Here is a 15,671-nt window from a genome sequence, read left to right on the forward strand (position 1 = left end):
ACATGACTCCTGATATCGCCGTCGACTTCGTCGTCGAAGCCCTGCAGCTGGTGATGCTGCTCGTGATGGTGCTGGTGGTGCCGGGCCTCGTGGCCGGCGTCATCGTCGCCCTCGTGCAGGCCGCCACCCAGATCAACGAGCAGACGCTGAGCTTCCTGCCGCGTCTCCTCGTCACGCTGGTGGCCCTGATCCTCGCCGGTCACTGGATGACCGGCAAACTGATGGACTATTGCGTGAGCGTGTTCCAGCGCGCCGCGACCCTGGTCGGCTGATGCTGGAAGTGTCTCACCTGCTGCTGCCGTTCATCAGCGCGCTGTGGTGGCCGTTCTGCCGCGTGATGGCGCTGCTGTCGACGGCTCCCGTCATCGGCGACGCGCTGGTGCCGGTACCGGTGCGCGCGCTGCTGTCCGTGGTGCTCGCGTTCCTGATGCTGCCGCTGACGAAAGGCGCCGTCATGCCGGATCCGTTCTCGCTGGCCGGCGTCGTCGTGATGATCGAGCAGGCCGTGATCGGCGGCGTGATCGGTCTCGCCCTGCAACTGACGATGGCCGTCGTGAACATGCTCGGCTTCCTCGTCTCGAGCCAGGTGGGCTTCTCGATGGCGCAGATGAACGACCCCATGAACGGCCAGCAGTCGGACGTGATCTCGGGCCTGCTGGGCATCGTCGCGATCCTCGTGTTCTTCGCCGTCGACGGCCATCTCGTGCTCGCGGGCGTGCTGGGCCAGAGCTTCAAGGCGTGGCCGGTCGGCGGCGGCTACAACAGTCTCCTGCTGGAGACGGTGGCGCTGAACGTGGGCTGGGTGTTCTCGGCCGCGATCCTGCTCGCGCTCCCGATCGTGTTTTCGACGATGGTCGTGCAGATCGGCTTCGGCTTCCTGAACCGGGTCGCGCCGTCGCTGAACCTGTTCTCGCTGGGCTTTTCGCTGGTGACGCTGTTCGGCCTGATGATGCTGGTGCAGGTCGTGCGCTTCATCCCGGAACACTATGTGCAGATGACGAACCAGGTGCTGGAGATGCTGCAGCAGCAGATGGGGGCGGCGCATGGCTGACAATACCGGCGGCGACAAGTCGGAAAAGGCGTCAGCCCAGAAGCTCAAGAAGGCGCGCGAGCAGGGCCACGTCGTCCGCTCGAAGGACCTGGCCACCGCGGTCGGGATCCTGGTGAGCCTGAAGCTGTTCGCGTTCCTGCTGCCCGGCTACCTGGAATCGTTCCGGTCGCTGTTCCGGCTCGTGTACGCGCCGCTGGGCGCGGCCGGCTCGATGGAAAACGCGATGACCGTCGTATGGAGCGGCGCCGCCGTGCTGCTCGTGAAGATGGTGCTGCCGCTCGCCGCCGTGCCGCTCGCGATCGTCGCCGCGAGCCTGGTGCCGGGCGGCTGGGCCGTTTCGACCAGCAACCTGGTGCCGAAGTTCGACCGCTTCTCGCCGGTGAAGAACCTCGGCAACCTGGCCTCCGGCAAGCACTGGACGACGTTCGCGACGTCGGTGGCCAAGGCCGCGCTGCTCGCCGTGGTGCTGGTGCACGTCGTGCGCTCGGCGCTGTCGGCGTGGGTCAACCTGCAGCGCATGCCGCTGTCGGACGCGCTGCTGCACGGCGCCAGCATGATGTTCGACGGCCTGATGGCGCTCGTCACCGTGTTCGTGCTGTTCGCGCTGATCGACGTGCCGCTGCAGGCCTTCCTGTTCGCGCGCAGCCAGCGCATGAGCAAGCAGGAAGTGAAGGAAGAATACAAGAGCACCGAGGGCAAGCCCGAGATCCGTGCGCGCATCCGCCAGCTGCAGCAGCAGATGGCACGCCGCAACGTAAACAAGACGGTGCCGACCGCCGACGTGGTGATCGTGAATCCCGAGCACTACGCGGTCGCGCTGAAGTACGACACCAAGCGTGCGGAAGCGCCGTTCGTGGTGGCGAAGGGCATCGACGAGATGGCCCTGTACATCCGCTCCGTCGCGGCGAAGCACCAGATCGAGACGATCGCCTTGCCGCCGCTGGCACGTGCCATCTACAACACCAGCCAGGTGCAGCAGCAGATTCCCGCCGCGCTGTACCAGGCGGTGTCGCAGGTGCTGAACTACGTGCTGCAATTGAATGCGTTCCGTGCGGGCCGGCGCCAGGCCGCCCCGCGGTTCCCGAGTGACGTGGCCGTGCCGGCCGCTTTGAGTGAGGTATCCCCGACATGAATTTCCTGAACAGCTTGATGCTCGAGCTGCGCCGCCAGAAGATCGCCACGCCGGCGTTCCTGCTGACGCTCCTGGCGATGATCATGCTGCCGCTGCCGCCCGCAGTGCTGGACGTGCTGTTCACGTTCAACATCGTGCTGGCGTTGATCGTGATCCTGACGTCCGTCTCGACCAGGCGGCCGCTGGACTTCTCGGTCTTCCCGACCGTCATCCTCGGCACCACCTTGCTGCGCCTGGCGCTGAACGTGGCGTCCACGCGGGTCGTGCTGCTGCACGGCCACGAGGGCACGGGCGCGGCGGGTCACGTGATCGAAGCCTTCGGCAACGTCGTCATCGGCGGTAACTTCGTCGTCGGTATCGTCGTCTTCGTGATCCTCATGATCATCAACTTCGTCGTCGTGACGAAGGGTTCGGAACGTATCTCCGAAGTGTCCGCGCGCTTCACGCTGGACGCGCTGCCCGGCAAGCAGATGGCGATCGACGCCGACCTGAACGCGGGCCTCGTGAACCAGGAACAGGCGCAGTTGCGCCGCAAGGAAGTGGCGGCGGAAGCGGACTTCTACGGCGCGATGGACGGCGCCTCCAAGTTCGTGCGCGGCGATGCGATCGCGTCGATCCTCATCCTGCTCATCAACATGATCGGCGGCGTCGCGATCGGTGCGGTGATGCACGACCTGTCGTTCGGCGATGCCTTCCGCCAGTATGCGCTGCTGACCATCGGCGACGGCCTCGTGGCCCAGGTGCCGGCGCTGCTGCTGTCGGCCGCGGCGGCGATCCTCGTCACCCGCATCAGCGACTCGGGCGACTTCGAGCAGCAGGTCGGCGGCCAGTTGCTGGCCAACCCCTCGGTCCTGTACTCGGCCGCCGGCGTGATGCTGATCCTGGCGATGGTGCCGGGCATGCCGTCGCTGTTCTTCATGGCGTTCGCCGCGGCCATCGGCTACGTCGCCTGGAAGCTGGCGCGCGAAGACGTGAAGCCGCCGGGCGAATCGGGCGTGGCCGCCATCGAGGCCGCGCTGCGCGACGACCGCGTGCCGGAACTCGACTGGCAGCAGCTGCCCGTCGTGCAGCCGATCTCGATCACCGTCGGCTACAAGCTCGTGCACCTGGTCGACAAGGCCCAGGGCGAGGTGCTGACCAAACGGATCAAGGGCGTGCGCCAGAGCCTGTCCGAGCAGATGGGCCTGCTGCTGCCGCCCATCGGCGTGCGCGACGACCTGACGCTGCGCCCGAACCAGTACGCGATCGCGATCAACGGCACCGTCGTGGCCGAGGGCGAGGTCGTGGCGGAATGCCTGATGGCGATCCCGTCGCCGAACGTGTACGGCGACATCGACGGCATCCCCGGCATCGAACCGGCGTTCGGCATGGCCGTCACGTGGATCGATCCGGAGCAGAAGGCACACGCGCTGGGGCAGGGCTACCAGGTCGTCGAGGTGCCGAGCGCGATCGCCACGCACACGTCCAAGGTCGCGCGCGACTACATGGCGGAGCTGTTCCGCCACGAGGACGTGCCGGCGCTGATGGAACGCCTCACCGCGCTGTCGCCGAAGCTGGCCGGTGCGCTGGACAAGGCGCTCACGCACACGCAGCTCCTGCGCGTGTTCCGCGTGCTGCTGGCCGAGAACGTGTCGCTGAAGGACATCGTCGTGATCGCGACCACCTTGCTGGACAGCTCGGAAACGACGAAGGATCCGATCCTGCTCGCGGCCGAGGTGCGCTGCGCGCTGCGCCGCCAGATCGTGTCCGGCCTGTACGGCAAGAAGAAGGACATGCCCGCGTTTAACCTGTCGGGCGAGCTGGAAAACATGCTGCTCGGTTCCCTGAACCAGGCGCGCCAGAGCAACGGCGGCAAGGTCGTGCTGGACAACTATCCGATCGATCCTCAGCTGCTGCAGCAACTGCAGCTGAACATGCCGGTGGCGCGCGAGCAGATGAAGCAGCATCATACGCCGCCGCTGCTCCTGGTGCTCCCGCAGATCCGCCCGTTGCTGGCCCGCTACGCGCGCCTGTTCGCGCCGGGGCTGCACGTGCTGTCGTATAACGAGATTCCCGAGAACCGGGAAGTCTCGATCATCGGCACGGTCGGCTGATTACGCCGCCGGCAGCAGTAGCGCCAGTTCCGCCATCGCGCGGAACACGGGCAGGCTGAGGGCGGCCGCCGCCTCGGTCGACGGCAGGCGCGCGTGCACCCGGCCTTCCGGCAGGGTGTCGTTCCAGGTCCAGCCGAGTACGCGCAGGCCCGAGCGGCGCACGGCGTCTTCCAGCTGCGGCTGCAGGGCGCGCAGGTGCAGCAGGGTGCCCGGGTCGAGCGTGCACAGTTCGAGCATGACCCCATCGGCCAGCGGCTCCGCCTGCACCGTGACGACGGTGCCGTCGGCCAGCACCAGTTCCAGGCGCAGCGCGGCACGGCGCCGGCGGCGCTGCGGTTTTTGCGATTGTTCCTCTTCCCCGATCACGCGCAGGTGCTGTGCCTGCGGTCCACCCGCATGCACGGTGAACCGCCAGGCGTCGGGCGGCAGGGTCGCGAGATCGGCCTGGCGCAGCACGCGCGCATCCAGCCCGCTCTGCAGCAGCGCGCCCGGCAGCGACTGGCCCGACTGTTGCCGGGACGCCTGCACCGCGCGCGTGACGAGCTGGGTGCCATAGTTGCGCACCATCCCGCGCCACGACGTGGCGAGCGCACCGCCGTCCGGACGCGGCCAGGTGAGCTGGCGCGCCATCACGACCTGGTCGGGACGCATCGCCGCGGCATCGGGCAGGGCATCGCCGGCGGGCAGCGCGGGTGCCGGCTGCGCGGCAGGCAGCGGCAGCGGGATTGCCTCGAGCTCGGCCTGCAGCAAGGCGACCGGGACGGCGGCCGCGACCGCACCGACCGGCGTGGCCGGCAGGGTGCCGGGCGCGCTCGCCGGGATGACGGGTGGCGGAAGGGCGGGGATGGATAGACTGGCCATGATCTCGGCAGTGTAAAGTGAAAAGGCCAGCTTGTGGCTGGCCTCTTGCGGATTCCGGCTGGACTAGCCCGGGGTGGCCATTACTGGCCCTGCGATTACTGCAGCAGGGACATGACCATCGACGACATGCTGTTGGTCTGCTTCAGCATGGCGGTACCAGCTTGCATCAGCATCTGGTTCGAAGTCATGCTCGACGACTCGGTCGCGAAGTCGACGTCCATGATGCGGCCGGTAGCGGCTTGCGTGTTGCTCGAGATGTTCGACAGGTTGTTGTAGACGTGGTCGAGGCGGTTCGACACGGCGCCCAGCTTCGAACGCAGGGTCGAGACGGCGTCGATGGCCGTGTTCAGGCTGCCGATCGCAGTGTTGGCGTCGGTGAACAGGATCGAACCGGTCGACGCGGCGATCGGCGCACCGGCGGCGTTCGAGACGAAACCGGTGGTCGCCGTCGTGATCGAGTCGGTCACGCCGCCGGCCGCGGAGAGTTCGGTGTCGAAGTTCGCCGTCATTTTTTCCGAGCTGTCGGCACCGATCTGGAAGGTGATGCCGGCGGCGGCGTTCAGCTTGCCGTTCGCGCTGGTCGACAGCAGCTCGGTGCCGCCGAATTTGGTGTTCGAGAAAATGTTCGAAAGTTCGTCGGTCAGCGAGTTGTACTCCTTGTCCATCGCTTTCTTGTCGTCGTCGGACGAGGAACCGTCGGCGGCCTGGGTTGCCAGGTCCTTCATGCGGGTCAGGATGTTGGTGACTTCGTTCAGCGCGCCGTCGGCGGTCTGCAGCATCGAGATCGAGTTCTGGGTGTTACGCATGGCGACGGCCATGCCGCTGCTCTGGGATTTCAGGCGGGTGGCGATCTGCAGGCCGGCAGCGTCGTCCATTGCCGAGTTGATGCGGTAACCGGTCGACAGGCGGGTCATCGAGGTCGACAGCGAGCTCTGGGTGCGGCTCAGCGAATTTTGTGCGGAAAGCGATGCGACGTTGGTGTGAAGGCTCAGCATGATATGGCTCCTAATGGCTTGGATACTGTTGGGAGGTTGCGCATCTCGCGCTCTCACAAGTACAGGACGACCATTTCACGTCCGTCATTAAATGCCGAGCGGAAATTTTTTAAATTTTTTTTTGCGGGTTTCATGTTGTCATTTTGACTGTTGTACGTATGGCAGGGCTGTCATGCGTAAACCGGATATACAAGACCGAAAGTATTCGTTCGTCTTTCGAGGGGGTGTGCTTAACCTGTGCCTTCCAGAACCTTTCGAAAAGAGCCTCCATATGTTGTCAAGAAAACTGATCCAGGCCCTGGTCGGCATCGCGCTGATCGCCCCGACCGTGCATGCCGCCGACATCACTCTCCTGAACGTGTCGTACGATCCGACGCGCGAGCTGTACCAGGACGTCGGCAAAGCCTTCGCCGCCAGGTACAAGGCCCAGACCGGCGACAACGTCACCTTCAAGGCGTCGCACGGCGGTTCGGGCAAGCAGGCCCGCTCCGTGATCGACGGCCTGCAGGCGGACGTCGTCACGCTGGCCCTCGCCTGGGACATCGACGAGATCGCCGAGCGCGGCCTGATCGCCAGGGATTGGCAGAAGCGCCTGCAGCACAACAGCTCGCCGTACAACTCGACCATCGTGTTCCTGGTCCGCAAGGGCAACCCGAAAGGCATCCACGACTGGAACGACCTGATCAAGCCGGGCGTGCAAGTCATCACCCCGAACCCGAAGACGTCCGGCGGCGCGCGCTGGAATTACCTGGCGGCCTGGGGCAACGCCCTGAAACAGCCGGGCGGCAATGAAGCGAAGGCGCGCGACTACGTGGCCAAGCTGTTCAAGAACGTGCCGGTGCTGGATTCCGGCGCCCGCGGCGCGACGACGACCTTCGTCGAACGCGGCATCGGCGACGTGCTGATCGCCTGGGAAAACGAGGCGATCCTGGCCATCAAGGAACTGGGCCCGGATAAATTCGAAATCGTCGCGCCGAAGGCGAGCATCCTGGCCGAGCCGCCGGTGGCCGTCGTCGACAAGGTCGTCGACAAGCGCGGTACCCGCAAGGTGGCGGACGCCTACCTGCAATTCCTGTACACGGATGAAGGCCAGGACATCATCGCGAAGAACTACTACCGCCCGATCAACGCTGCGATCGGCGCGAAATACGCGGCGCAGTTCCCGAAAGTGAACCTGTTCACCATCAACGACGTGTTCGGCGGCTGGACGAAGGCACAAAAGACGCACTTCGCGGATGGCGGCACGTTCGACCAGCTGTACCAGCCGGGCAAGTAAGCATCGGCGTAAGATAGCCTGACGTCGACGCCGGCGCTTTCCGTGCCGGCATTCTCTTTTTACGGACCCATCATGGACTGGCTCGATCGGGTGACATGGTTCCTGGTCATCGTGCTGGTGATCGCCGCGCTGTGCTTCCCCTTCAACCGCGGCGACTAGCGGGAGCCGCTGCAGCGCCGTCCGTGAACTGGATGGCGTACTCGAAGCGGTGGACGGGGCGCCTGGCCTGCCGCCACCACCGTCAGGCCACATACGGGCAAGCTGAGGCGGATGCGCGTGATACCGATTTTTTCGTCGAGTTCGAATCCCATGTCGGCTGCTCTCTTCACGATGTGGAAAAGTGTAGGCGCCGGGGGGCGGCCCGGGTAGGCATGCGGGAAGCCGCACCGTGGTGCATGCGGCGCTCCAGTGCCGATCGAACCCGTCAAAAAGCGTGACGGATGCCGAGCGCGTTCGTTGCCGCGTAGCCCGCGCCGGTTTTCTTGTCGCCCGTGTGGATGAGATACACGTCCGTTCGTTTGGACAGCCGGTAGTCATAGCCGAGCGACGTCGTGCGGCGTTGCGTGTTCGCGCCGCGCGCCGGCGTCAATCTCGTGCGGGCGCTCTCCAGCAGGATCGCGCCCCGCGCGCCCACCGGGACCGACAACCCGGCATCGAGCAGCCGCGACGTGTTCCCGCCGTCGATGCCGGCGTGGCCGGCATTGCCGTAGACCTTGACCGGACCGAAGTCGTAGGCGACGCCCGCCATCCACGCCTTCTGTTCCACCGGCAGCGGCGTGAGGATGTTGACGCGCAGCCGCTGTGCGCTGACGGCCGCGCTCCACGGGCCGTCGTTGTAGTCGGCGTGCACGCCCAGGTTCGCCACGCCCGCCCGGCCGGCCTGTTCGCCCGGGCCGTAGTCGATGCTGGCGCGCACGCCGCCGACGCGCGGCGTCGTGTACCGGATCACGTTGTTCCACACCGTGTCCCCGAGCACGTTGCTGCCGTACGCCGCGACGAAGCTCTGTGTCGCGAGCGGCGAGAACACCACCGAGGTGCCGAACGGGCTCAGTTGCAGCATCTGCTGGTACATCGGATTCGTCTGCCGGCCCAGTGTCAGCCTGCCGAAGCTGCCTTCCACGCCGACCCAGGCATTGCGGGACCAGAACGGGTCTGTCGCGTTGCGGCCCTGCTCACCGGTATCCGGGCGGTAGAAGCTTTCCAGCGACCAGACGATGCGGTTACCCGATCCGAGATCCTCGCTGCCGCGCAAGCCGAGGAAGGACGTCGTCAGGCCACCGCCGTTCAGCTGCGTGACCGCCTGCGGCTCGCCGCTGCGCTTCACGCTGCCCAGGTAGGTGCCGATCAAACCATAGAGTTCGACGGACGATTGTGCGGCCGCATTTGCGCACAGCAGGCATGCGAGGGCCCCTGCCGCGGCCAGCGCGGCTTTGTTGTTTTCGATTGTCATGGTGTCTCCGGGTGCGGGCTATCGCCTCAGGGCGAGATTTCTTCGAGCGAGCGGTTGGTGGTTTCGATCATGCCGAGGGCCGCGACGAGGCCGACGACGGTCATCCCGGCGAACATGAGGAACACGGTGTTGATGCCGTCCTTCGCCAGCACGACGCCGACCAGTGCGGGCGCCGTCGCCGATGCGGCGCGCAGCCACGACGTGGCGAGGCCGGTACCGATCGCGCGGATCCGCGTCGGATAGATCTCCGGCGTGTACAGGTACAGCATCACTGTCGTCGTGCCCATCACGGCGTACGCGGCCGAACCGAGGATCATCACGTGGGTGGCGCTGTCGGTACCGAGCGTGACCAGGCCGACGAGCAGCAGTCCGGCCAGGACGAAGCTGCCGATGGCCCAGCGGCGGCGCCCCGTACGGTCGATCAGCAGTGCGCAGCAGACGACGGCGCAGGTACTCAGCACGTTCGACAGCGATGCCATGTGCAGCGCTTCCTGCAGCGGCAGGTGGTACACGGTCTTGTAGAGACTGGGCAGCCAGTTGTTGATGCCGTTGGCGACGAAGTACGCGCTCGCCCACAGCGCCCATACGACGAACGTGCGGCGCTTGTAGACGGGCGAGAACAGTTCCTTCCACGACCCCTTGCGCTTGTTCTGCAGCGTGCGGGCCAGTTCCGCGGTGCGTGCCGCGCAGGCGTCCGGCTGCGTGGCCGGATCGAGGTGGCGTCCACGGCTGGAAGCCTCGACGGACGCGATGATGCGCTCCGCTTCCGCGTAGCGTCCGCGGCCGATCAGCCAGCGCGGCGATTCCGGCAGGCGGAATACGAGGAGGCAGATCAGCAGGCCGGGAAGGCCGCCGATCAGGAACATGTACTCCCAGCCGAAGCGGGGCACGACGAACGCGCCCGCTTGTGCCGCACCCAGCAGTCCGATCGGGAAGATCAGTTCGTACAGCAGGAAGAAGCGCCCGCGGCCCTTCGCCTGCGACAGTTCGTTGATATAGGTGGCGGCCACCGGCACCTCGCCGCCGACGCCGATCCCCTGGATGAAACGGGCCAGGAACAGCATGTTGAAGTTGCCGGCCAGCGCGCAGCCGATGCTCATGATGGACATGAGGCCGATCGTGATGCCGGCGCTGCGCACGCGCCCGATGCGCTCGGCGAGCCAGCCGAAGAACAGGGCACCGACGACCTGGCCCAGGTAGCCGGACGCGATCAGCAGGCCGACCTGCCCGGGCGTGATCTTCCACAGCCCGATCAGGACCGGGAGGACGAAGGCGAGCGACAGGGCGTCGAACGCGTCGAAGAACGTGGCGCTGCCCATGATGACCCTGGCCTTCGTGTGCCAGCGCGACATGTGGACGTTCTCGAGCCGGAAGAGCAGTGGGGCGGCCTGCGCGACGTTCTGGTCGCGCTTGGGCGATGGTTCGAACTGGTGTTCGGGTGTGACTGTCTGGTTTGCGATGCTCATGTTGTCTCCGTGATTATTGATTGTGGTGCCGTCTGGGCGGCCTACGGGAGCTTCTGCGTATGTGACCGGTTCATGTCTCCTTGTGGGCAAACACGGCCAGCGTCGCTTCGATGTCGTCCTGGTCGATGCCGCGTGTGATGAACACGAGACGCGTGCGGCGGTCCGTGCCTGGCCAGGCGTCCAGCTTGCGGGGCGGATGGAAGATGTGCTGGACGCCGTGGATGACGATGGGCGCTTCCGGATGCTCGCGCACGTGCACGATGCCTTTTACCCGCAACAGGTCCGGACCGCGCATGGCCGTCATCATGTCGAGCCAGGCCTGGAAGCCGCGCCACGACACCGGATCGTCGAGCACGACGGCATGCGAGCGGATGCCCCCGGCGTGGTCGTGGTGATGATGAGGGTGATGGTGATCGTGATCGTGATCGTGATGGTCATGCCCGGTCGCCCGGGCGATCCACGCGTCGCTGTCGGCCGCGTCGTGCGCGACCGCGCCGCCGAACAGGATCTCCGGTTCGATCCTGCCCTGGGTGGCGGGGCACACGGGCGCACCCGGGTTGAGTGCGGCCAGCCGGCGTTCGAGTGCCGCGCGTCCCTGCGGCGTGGACAGGTCGGTCTTCGTCAGCACGAGTCGGTCGGCCAGTGCGACCTGGTGCCGTGCCGCGTCGTGACGCGCCAGCGTGTCCGCGCCGTTCACCGCATCCACCGTGGTGATCAGCCGGTCGAAGCGGAAGTGCTCGCGCAGCGACGGTTCGGCCATCAGGGTGTGCAGGATCGGCGCCGGGTCGGCCAGGCCCGTCGTCTCGAGCACGACGCGGTCGATGCCGTGCGCCGCTCCGTCGCGCGCCAGCCGGGCCAGCGTGGCCTGCAGGTCGCCGCGCACGGTGCAGCACACGCAGCCGTTCGCCAGCAGGACGAGTTCCTCGCGCGTCTGTTCGAGCAGGTCGTGATCGAGCCCGACTTCGCCGAACTCGTTGATGATGACCGCGGTGCGGGCGAAGGCCGGATCGCGCAGGATGTGCGACAGCAGCGTGGTCTTGCCGCTGCCCAGGAAGCCGGTCAATACGGTGACGGGCAGCGGCAGCGTGGGTTTGTCGTTGGGGCTCATGTGTGTTCCTCAACCATGGAGTTTAGCGAAAGAACGCAGGGTCTTGCCGAGCCGGGCGACGAGGAAGGCACAGGTGTCGTCCCCTGGCGCCCCGGCCAGCGCCCCGAGCAGGGCGCCGATGCTCCAGGTGCCGTCATCCGCGCGGCCCCGTTCGCGCAGCATCGCCGCGACGTCCGCGCGGCCGTTGCGCTCCGCCTGGCCCAGCAGGTAGTCGGCGATGTCCTGCTCGAAGTCCTGCAGCTGCAGCGTGACGCCACCCGCGCTGCAGGCGCAGCTTCCCGCCAGCGCCACGTGCTGGCGTGCCAGGCGGTCCCAGATGTCGAGCAGTTCGCGTGCTTCGACCGATACGGCGTGGGCGGCGGCTTCCATCATGGCCTCAGGCGGTGACGGACGCGGTGCCGCGAAGCCGTGCCGTGGCCGCGGCATCCAGCTTGCCGTCGGCGCCGACGATCACCTTGTAGGCGCTCGCGGCCTGCTCGCGGCTGACGTAGCCCTCGCGCACGTCGTCCGCCACCAGCGCGGGATCGCGCTCGGCCGGATCGCCGAATCCGCCGCCGCCGCCCGACAGCATCTTGTACGCATCGCCGCGCGCCAGGCGGACGTTGAACACCTTGGCGTTCGCATGGCTTTCGTCCCAGACGCCGTCCTTGCGGATGCCGATGCCGTTGCCCGCCGCTTCATGGCCGCCATCGAGGCCCCACGGCTTGCAGTGGACGCGGTCGATACGCGTCGTGACCGAGAACGGCGACAGCGCCTGCACCACCATCTCGGCGCCGAGACCGCCGCGCTGGCGGCCGGCCCCCGCGCTGTCCTGGCGCAGCCGGTAGCTTTCCACCAGCACCGGGTATTTCGCCTCCAGCTGCTCGGTGGGGCTGTTGTGGGTGTCGCCGTCATTGATGCAGACCGTGGCCGACACGCCGTCCTCGCGCGACTTGGCGCCCCAGCCGCCGCCCAGCGGACCGATGCCGACGATGAACAGGCGCCCGTCTTCCGGCGAGATGCCGTGGATGTTCGGGAACACGAGGTCGGCGTGGTGGCCGGCGATCGCGCGGTCGGGAATCGCGGGGGCGAGCGCCTTGAAGATCGTGTCGATCACCGTCATCGGGAACGTCATCCACACGCGCATCGGGAACGGCCGCTCCGCGCTGATCACGGTCCCCATCGGCATGATGACTTTCAAGGGACGGAAGCTGCCGTCGTTGACGGGATAGTCCGTCGGCGTCGTCAGGCACTTGTACGCGACCTGGGCGCAGGCGATACCCGTCGTGAAGCCGGAGTTGTAGAAGCCGCGCACCTGCTTGGCGACGTCGGTGAAGTCGACCGTCATCTCGTCGCCCTGCACGACCACCTTGACGCGGATCGGGATGCGCTTGCCGACTTCGAGGCCGTCGTCGTCCATGTACGATTCGGCTTCGTACACGCCGTCCGGGATGCTCAGGGTGTTGGCGCGGGCCAGCGCTTCCGAATGGTCCATGATCTGCACGACGGACGCGCGCACGGCCTGCCAGCCGTAGCGGCGCACGAGTTCCAGGTAGCGGCGCTCGCCCGTCGTGATCGCCGTGATCTGCGCGCGCAGGTCGCCCATCGCGCGCTCGGACAGGCGCACGTTCATCGCAATGATGTCGACCAGGTCCTGGTTGACGATGCCTTCCTTGCGATACTTGACGATCGGGATCTGGATGCCTTCCGAATAGATGTCGGTCGTGATCTGGCCCAGCGTGCCGCCCACGTCCAGCCAGTGCGCCATGCAGCAGGTGAAGCCGATCAGCTCATCCTCGTGGAACACCGGCATCGTGAACGTGAAGTGGTTCAGGTGGCTGCCCGTCGTGTACGCGTCGTTGGTGACGAGGATGTCGCCCGGCTTGATGTTCTCGAGCCCGAAGTGGCGGATCTTCGCTTTCACGGTTTCGCTCATGCCGCGGATGAACATCGGCAGGCCGAGGCCGATGGAGATCGAGTCGCCTTCCACGGTGAACAGGCCCACGGTGAAATCCAGCGCCTCGTAGATGATCAGGTTGTAAGCCGTCCGCGTGAGGTTGGATTTCATTTCTTCCGTCACCGCGATCAGGCCGTTGCGGATGATCTCGACGGTGACGGCATCGACCGCTTCTGCGGCGTGTGCTTGCGTGTTCATTACAGTTCGCTCCCGATGGAAATTTGCAGGTTGCCGAAGGCGTCGACGAGTACCTCGTCGCCCGGTTGCACGACGGTGGTCGATGCGTGTTCCTCGACGAGCGCCGGTCCGGTGATGCGGTTCCCGCTGCGCAGCAGGTGCCGCTTGTAGACGGGCGTGGCGACGAAGCCGGCGGCCGAGCGGAAGTACACGTCCTTGCGGGCACGCAGCGCTTCGTCCGGCGGCACGGCGCTGCCTTCCTCGACGGCGTGGCGGGGCGGCTTGCGCATCACGCCCAGCACCGTGACGCGCAGGCTCACGAGATCGGCCGGCTCGCCCGGTGCCGACGTACCGTAACGAACATTGTGGACGGCGTCGAAACGCTGCTTGATCGCGCCGCGGTCCTGGCGCTCGAAGAATTCGGTCGGCAGGTCCACGGCGACGGCATGCTCCTGGCCGACGTAGCGCATGTCGGCCGCGCGCTCGATCACGATGGATTCCGGCGCCACCGCGGACTGCGCCAGCGCGGCGCGGCCCTCGGCCTCCATGCCGGCGTAGATCGCCTCGATCTCCTCGAACGACACGTCGTCCAGCTTGCGGAACACCGAGCGGACGTAGTCGTAGCGCAGGTCCGAGAACAGCATGCCATAGGCCGAGAAGTAGCCGGGCGCGAACGGAATCAGCACCTTGCGGATGCCCAGTTCGCGGGCGATGGCGGAGGCGTGCAGCGGCCCCGCGCCGCCGTAGACGACCATCGTGAAGCTGCCGGCGTCCAGGCCGCGCTCCGTCGTCACGGCCTTCACCGCGTGCGACATCGAGGTCACCGCGATGCGCAGGATGCCGTCGGCGGCGCGCACCGGATCGATATCGAGCGGATCGCCGATCTTCGTCTGCATCGCGCGGTAGGCACGGTCCTTGTCGAGCAGCATTTCGCCGCCGAGGAAGTTGTGTTCGTCCAGGCGGCCCAGCAGCAGGTTCGCGTCCGTCACGGTCGGCTCGGTGCCGCCGCGCTGGTAGCACACGGGGCCCGGGATCGAGCCGGCGCTTTGCGGGCCGACGCGCAGCGCGTTGCCCACTTCCAGGCGCGCGATGCTGCCGCCGCCGGTGCCGACCTCGAAGATGTCGATCATCGGGATCTGGATCGGCAGCGCCTTTTCGTAACCGCCGATCAGGGCGCTGCTGCTCGTCAGCGGCTTGCCGTCGTTGATGACGCCGGCCTTCGCCGTCGTGCCGCCCATGTCGAACGCGATCGCATCGCCGAGGCCCAGTTGGGCGCAGATCGCCTGCGCGCCGATCACGCCCGCGGCCGGGCCGGATTCCAGCATGCGCACGCATTCGCGGCGTGCGTGGTCGAGGGGGAACAGGCCGCCGGTCGATTGCACGGCATAGAAATCGCCCGGGAAGCCCTGCTGGTCCAGGTGCTCTTCCAGTTCGCCCAGGTAGGCGGACACGCGCGGGCCGACGTAGGCATTGGCCGCCACCGTCGAGACACGCTCGAACTCGCGGTATTCCTGCGACAGTTCGTGCGACGCGGTGACGAACACGCCGGGGATCTCCTCGCGGACGATGTCGCGCACCCGGATCTCGTGCGCCGGATTGCGGTACGAGTGCAGCAGCAGGACCGCGACCGCGTCCACGCCTTCGTCCTTGAGCTGGCGTGCCAGCGCGCGCACCGCATCCTCGTCGAGCGGCCGGTAGACCGTGCCGTCGGCCAGCAGGCGCTCCGGCACTTCGAAGCGCAGCGAACGGCGGATCAGGGGCTCGTGCTTGGAAAAGAACAGGTTGTACGCGTCCGGACGGTTGACACGGCCGATCTCGTAGATGTCGCGGAAGCCCTGCGTGATGAGCAGGGCCGTCTTCGCGCCGTTCCGCTCCAGCAGCGTGTTGATCGCGATCGTCGAGCCGTGCAGGAACAGGCCGCCGTCCTCGACGTGCGCGCCGGCGCTGTCGAGCGTGTTCTGGATGCCGTTCACGAGCTGGCCGTGCGTGGACAACGCCTTGCCGAACGACAGCTCGCCCGTCTTTTCGTTGAGGATCGCCAGGTCCGTGAACGTGCCGCCGATGTCGACGGCGATGCGCAGGTGGCCCGCGGTGTTTTCCGTGGTCATGCTGATGTCTCCTTGTTT

At 66.7% G+C, this 15,671-nt stretch carries 14 protein-coding genes; 6 read left to right on the plus strand and 8 right to left on the minus strand.

Going from position 1 to position 15,671, the window contains the following annotated elements:
* Positions 1-2: 2 nt before the first annotated feature.
* Genes fliQ through ASD28_RS02605 form a run of 4 tightly spaced genes read left to right on the plus strand, consistent with a single transcriptional unit; the run spans position 3 to position 4,276 of the window.
* On the plus strand, positions 3-272 hold the full coding sequence (gene fliQ / locus ASD28_RS02590) for a flagellar biosynthesis protein FliQ (protein ID WP_036235061.1): 270 nt from the start codon (positions 3-5) through the stop codon (positions 270-272).
* Complete coding sequence (fliR, locus tag ASD28_RS02595; protein WP_056123448.1) at positions 272-1,051, plus strand: flagellar biosynthetic protein FliR; 780 nt, start codon at positions 272-274, stop codon at positions 1,049-1,051. The genes fliQ and fliR overlap by 1 nt, the downstream gene beginning before the upstream one ends.
* A complete protein-coding gene (flhB, locus tag ASD28_RS02600; protein WP_056123451.1) occupies positions 1,044-2,183 on the plus strand; it encodes a flagellar type III secretion system protein FlhB in 1,140 nt (379 codons plus the stop codon). Before fliR ends, flhB begins: the two co-directional genes overlap by 8 nt.
* The gene (locus ASD28_RS02605) at positions 2,180-4,276 is read left to right on the plus strand and encodes a flagellar biosynthesis protein FlhA (RefSeq protein WP_056123453.1); all 2,097 of its coding nucleotides are present in this window, start codon (positions 2,180-2,182) and stop codon (positions 4,274-4,276) included. Before flhB ends, ASD28_RS02605 begins: the two co-directional genes overlap by 4 nt.
* On the opposite strand, the gene ASD28_RS02610 is transcribed toward ASD28_RS02605, so the two are convergent.
* A complete protein-coding gene (locus ASD28_RS02610) occupies positions 4,277-5,137 on the minus strand; it encodes a hypothetical protein (protein ID WP_056123456.1) in 861 nt (286 codons plus the stop codon).
* Positions 5,138-5,232: 95 nt separating this feature from the next.
* On the minus strand, positions 5,233-6,132 hold the full coding sequence (locus ASD28_RS02615; RefSeq protein ID WP_056123461.1) for a flagellin: 900 nt from the start codon (positions 6,130-6,132) through the stop codon (positions 5,233-5,235).
* 274 nt (positions 6,133-6,406) lie between these two features.
* Between ASD28_RS02615 and ASD28_RS02620 the strand changes: the two genes are divergently transcribed.
* The gene (locus ASD28_RS02620; RefSeq protein WP_371763751.1) at positions 6,407-7,408 is read left to right on the plus strand and encodes a sulfate ABC transporter substrate-binding protein; all 1,002 of its coding nucleotides are present in this window, start codon (positions 6,407-6,409) and stop codon (positions 7,406-7,408) included.
* Between the two features lie 42 nt (positions 7,409-7,450).
* Entirely contained in the window at positions 7,451-7,567 is a 117-nt protein-coding gene (locus ASD28_RS32600) for a DUF1987 domain-containing protein (RefSeq protein WP_229411876.1), read from the plus strand.
* A 265-nt stretch (positions 7,568-7,832) separates the two neighbouring features.
* Here the strand turns inward: ASD28_RS32600 and ASD28_RS02625 are convergent, their stop codons facing one another.
* The 6 genes from ASD28_RS02625 to ASD28_RS02650 form a co-directional block, all read right to left on the minus strand.
* Positions 7,833-8,858 carry a porin gene (locus tag ASD28_RS02625; protein WP_056123467.1) on the minus strand — a complete coding sequence of 342 codons (1,026 nt, stop codon included), beginning with the start codon at positions 8,856-8,858 and terminating at the stop codon, positions 7,833-7,835.
* A 26-nt stretch (positions 8,859-8,884) separates the two neighbouring features.
* Complete coding sequence (locus ASD28_RS02630) at positions 8,885-10,324, minus strand: MFS transporter (protein WP_056123470.1); 1,440 nt, start codon at positions 10,322-10,324, stop codon at positions 8,885-8,887.
* 70 nt (positions 10,325-10,394) lie between these two features.
* Positions 10,395-11,432 carry a GTP-binding protein gene (locus tag ASD28_RS02635; protein WP_056123473.1) on the minus strand — a complete coding sequence of 346 codons (1,038 nt, stop codon included), beginning with the start codon at positions 11,430-11,432 and terminating at the stop codon, positions 10,395-10,397.
* Positions 11,433-11,441: 9 nt separating this feature from the next.
* Positions 11,442-11,804: a hypothetical protein gene (locus tag ASD28_RS02640; RefSeq protein ID WP_056123475.1), complete on the minus strand. Its 363-nt coding sequence runs from the start codon at positions 11,802-11,804 to the stop codon at positions 11,442-11,444.
* Between the two features lie 4 nt (positions 11,805-11,808).
* Positions 11,809-13,566, minus strand: coding sequence for a hydantoinase B/oxoprolinase family protein (locus ASD28_RS02645; protein WP_056123478.1), 1,758 nt, complete (start codon positions 13,564-13,566; stop codon positions 11,809-11,811).
* Positions 13,566-15,653: a hydantoinase/oxoprolinase family protein gene (locus ASD28_RS02650; protein WP_056123480.1), complete on the minus strand. Its 2,088-nt coding sequence runs from the start codon at positions 15,651-15,653 to the stop codon at positions 13,566-13,568. The genes ASD28_RS02645 and ASD28_RS02650 overlap by 1 nt, the downstream gene beginning before the upstream one ends.
* Between the last annotated feature and the right edge of the window lie 18 nt (positions 15,654-15,671).

The organism is Massilia sp. Root133 (assembly GCF_001426525.1).
Lineage (GTDB): Bacteria > Pseudomonadota > Gammaproteobacteria > Burkholderiales > Burkholderiaceae_D > Telluria > Telluria orientalis.

What these genes read in the sequence shown, in the direction of transcription:
- ASD28_RS02615 (WP_056123461.1), bottom strand. Translation starts at nt 6,132, where the DNA reads ATGCTGAGCCTTCACACCAACGTCGCATCGCTTTCCGCACAAAATTCG.
- ASD28_RS02640 (WP_056123475.1), bottom strand. Translation starts at nt 11,804, where the DNA reads ATGATGGAAGCCGCCGCCCACGCCGTATCGGTCGAAGCACGCGAACTG.
- ASD28_RS02650 (WP_056123480.1), bottom strand. Translation starts at nt 15,653, where the DNA reads ATGACCACGGAAAACACCGCGGGCCACCTGCGCATCGCCGTCGACATC.
- ASD28_RS02610 (WP_056123456.1), bottom strand. Translation starts at nt 5,137, where the DNA reads ATGGCCAGTCTATCCATCCCCGCCCTTCCGCCACCCGTCATCCCGGCG.
- ASD28_RS02635 (WP_056123473.1), bottom strand. Translation starts at nt 11,432, where the DNA reads ATGAGCCCCAACGACAAACCCACGCTGCCGCTGCCCGTCACCGTATTG.
- ASD28_RS02625 (WP_056123467.1), bottom strand. Translation starts at nt 8,858, where the DNA reads ATGACAATCGAAAACAACAAAGCCGCGCTGGCCGCGGCAGGGGCCCTC.
- ASD28_RS02630 (WP_056123470.1), bottom strand. Translation starts at nt 10,324, where the DNA reads ATGAGCATCGCAAACCAGACAGTCACACCCGAACACCAGTTCGAACCA.
- ASD28_RS02645 (WP_056123478.1), bottom strand. Translation starts at nt 13,566, where the DNA reads ATGAACACGCAAGCACACGCCGCAGAAGCGGTCGATGCCGTCACCGTC.
- ASD28_RS02605 (WP_056123453.1), top strand. Translation starts at nt 2,180, where the DNA reads ATGAATTTCCTGAACAGCTTGATGCTCGAGCTGCGCCGCCAGAAGATC.
- fliR (WP_056123448.1), top strand. Translation starts at nt 272, where the DNA reads ATGCTGGAAGTGTCTCACCTGCTGCTGCCGTTCATCAGCGCGCTGTGG.
- fliQ (WP_036235061.1), top strand. Translation starts at nt 3, where the DNA reads ATGACTCCTGATATCGCCGTCGACTTCGTCGTCGAAGCCCTGCAGCTG.
- flhB (WP_056123451.1), top strand. Translation starts at nt 1,044, where the DNA reads ATGGCTGACAATACCGGCGGCGACAAGTCGGAAAAGGCGTCAGCCCAG.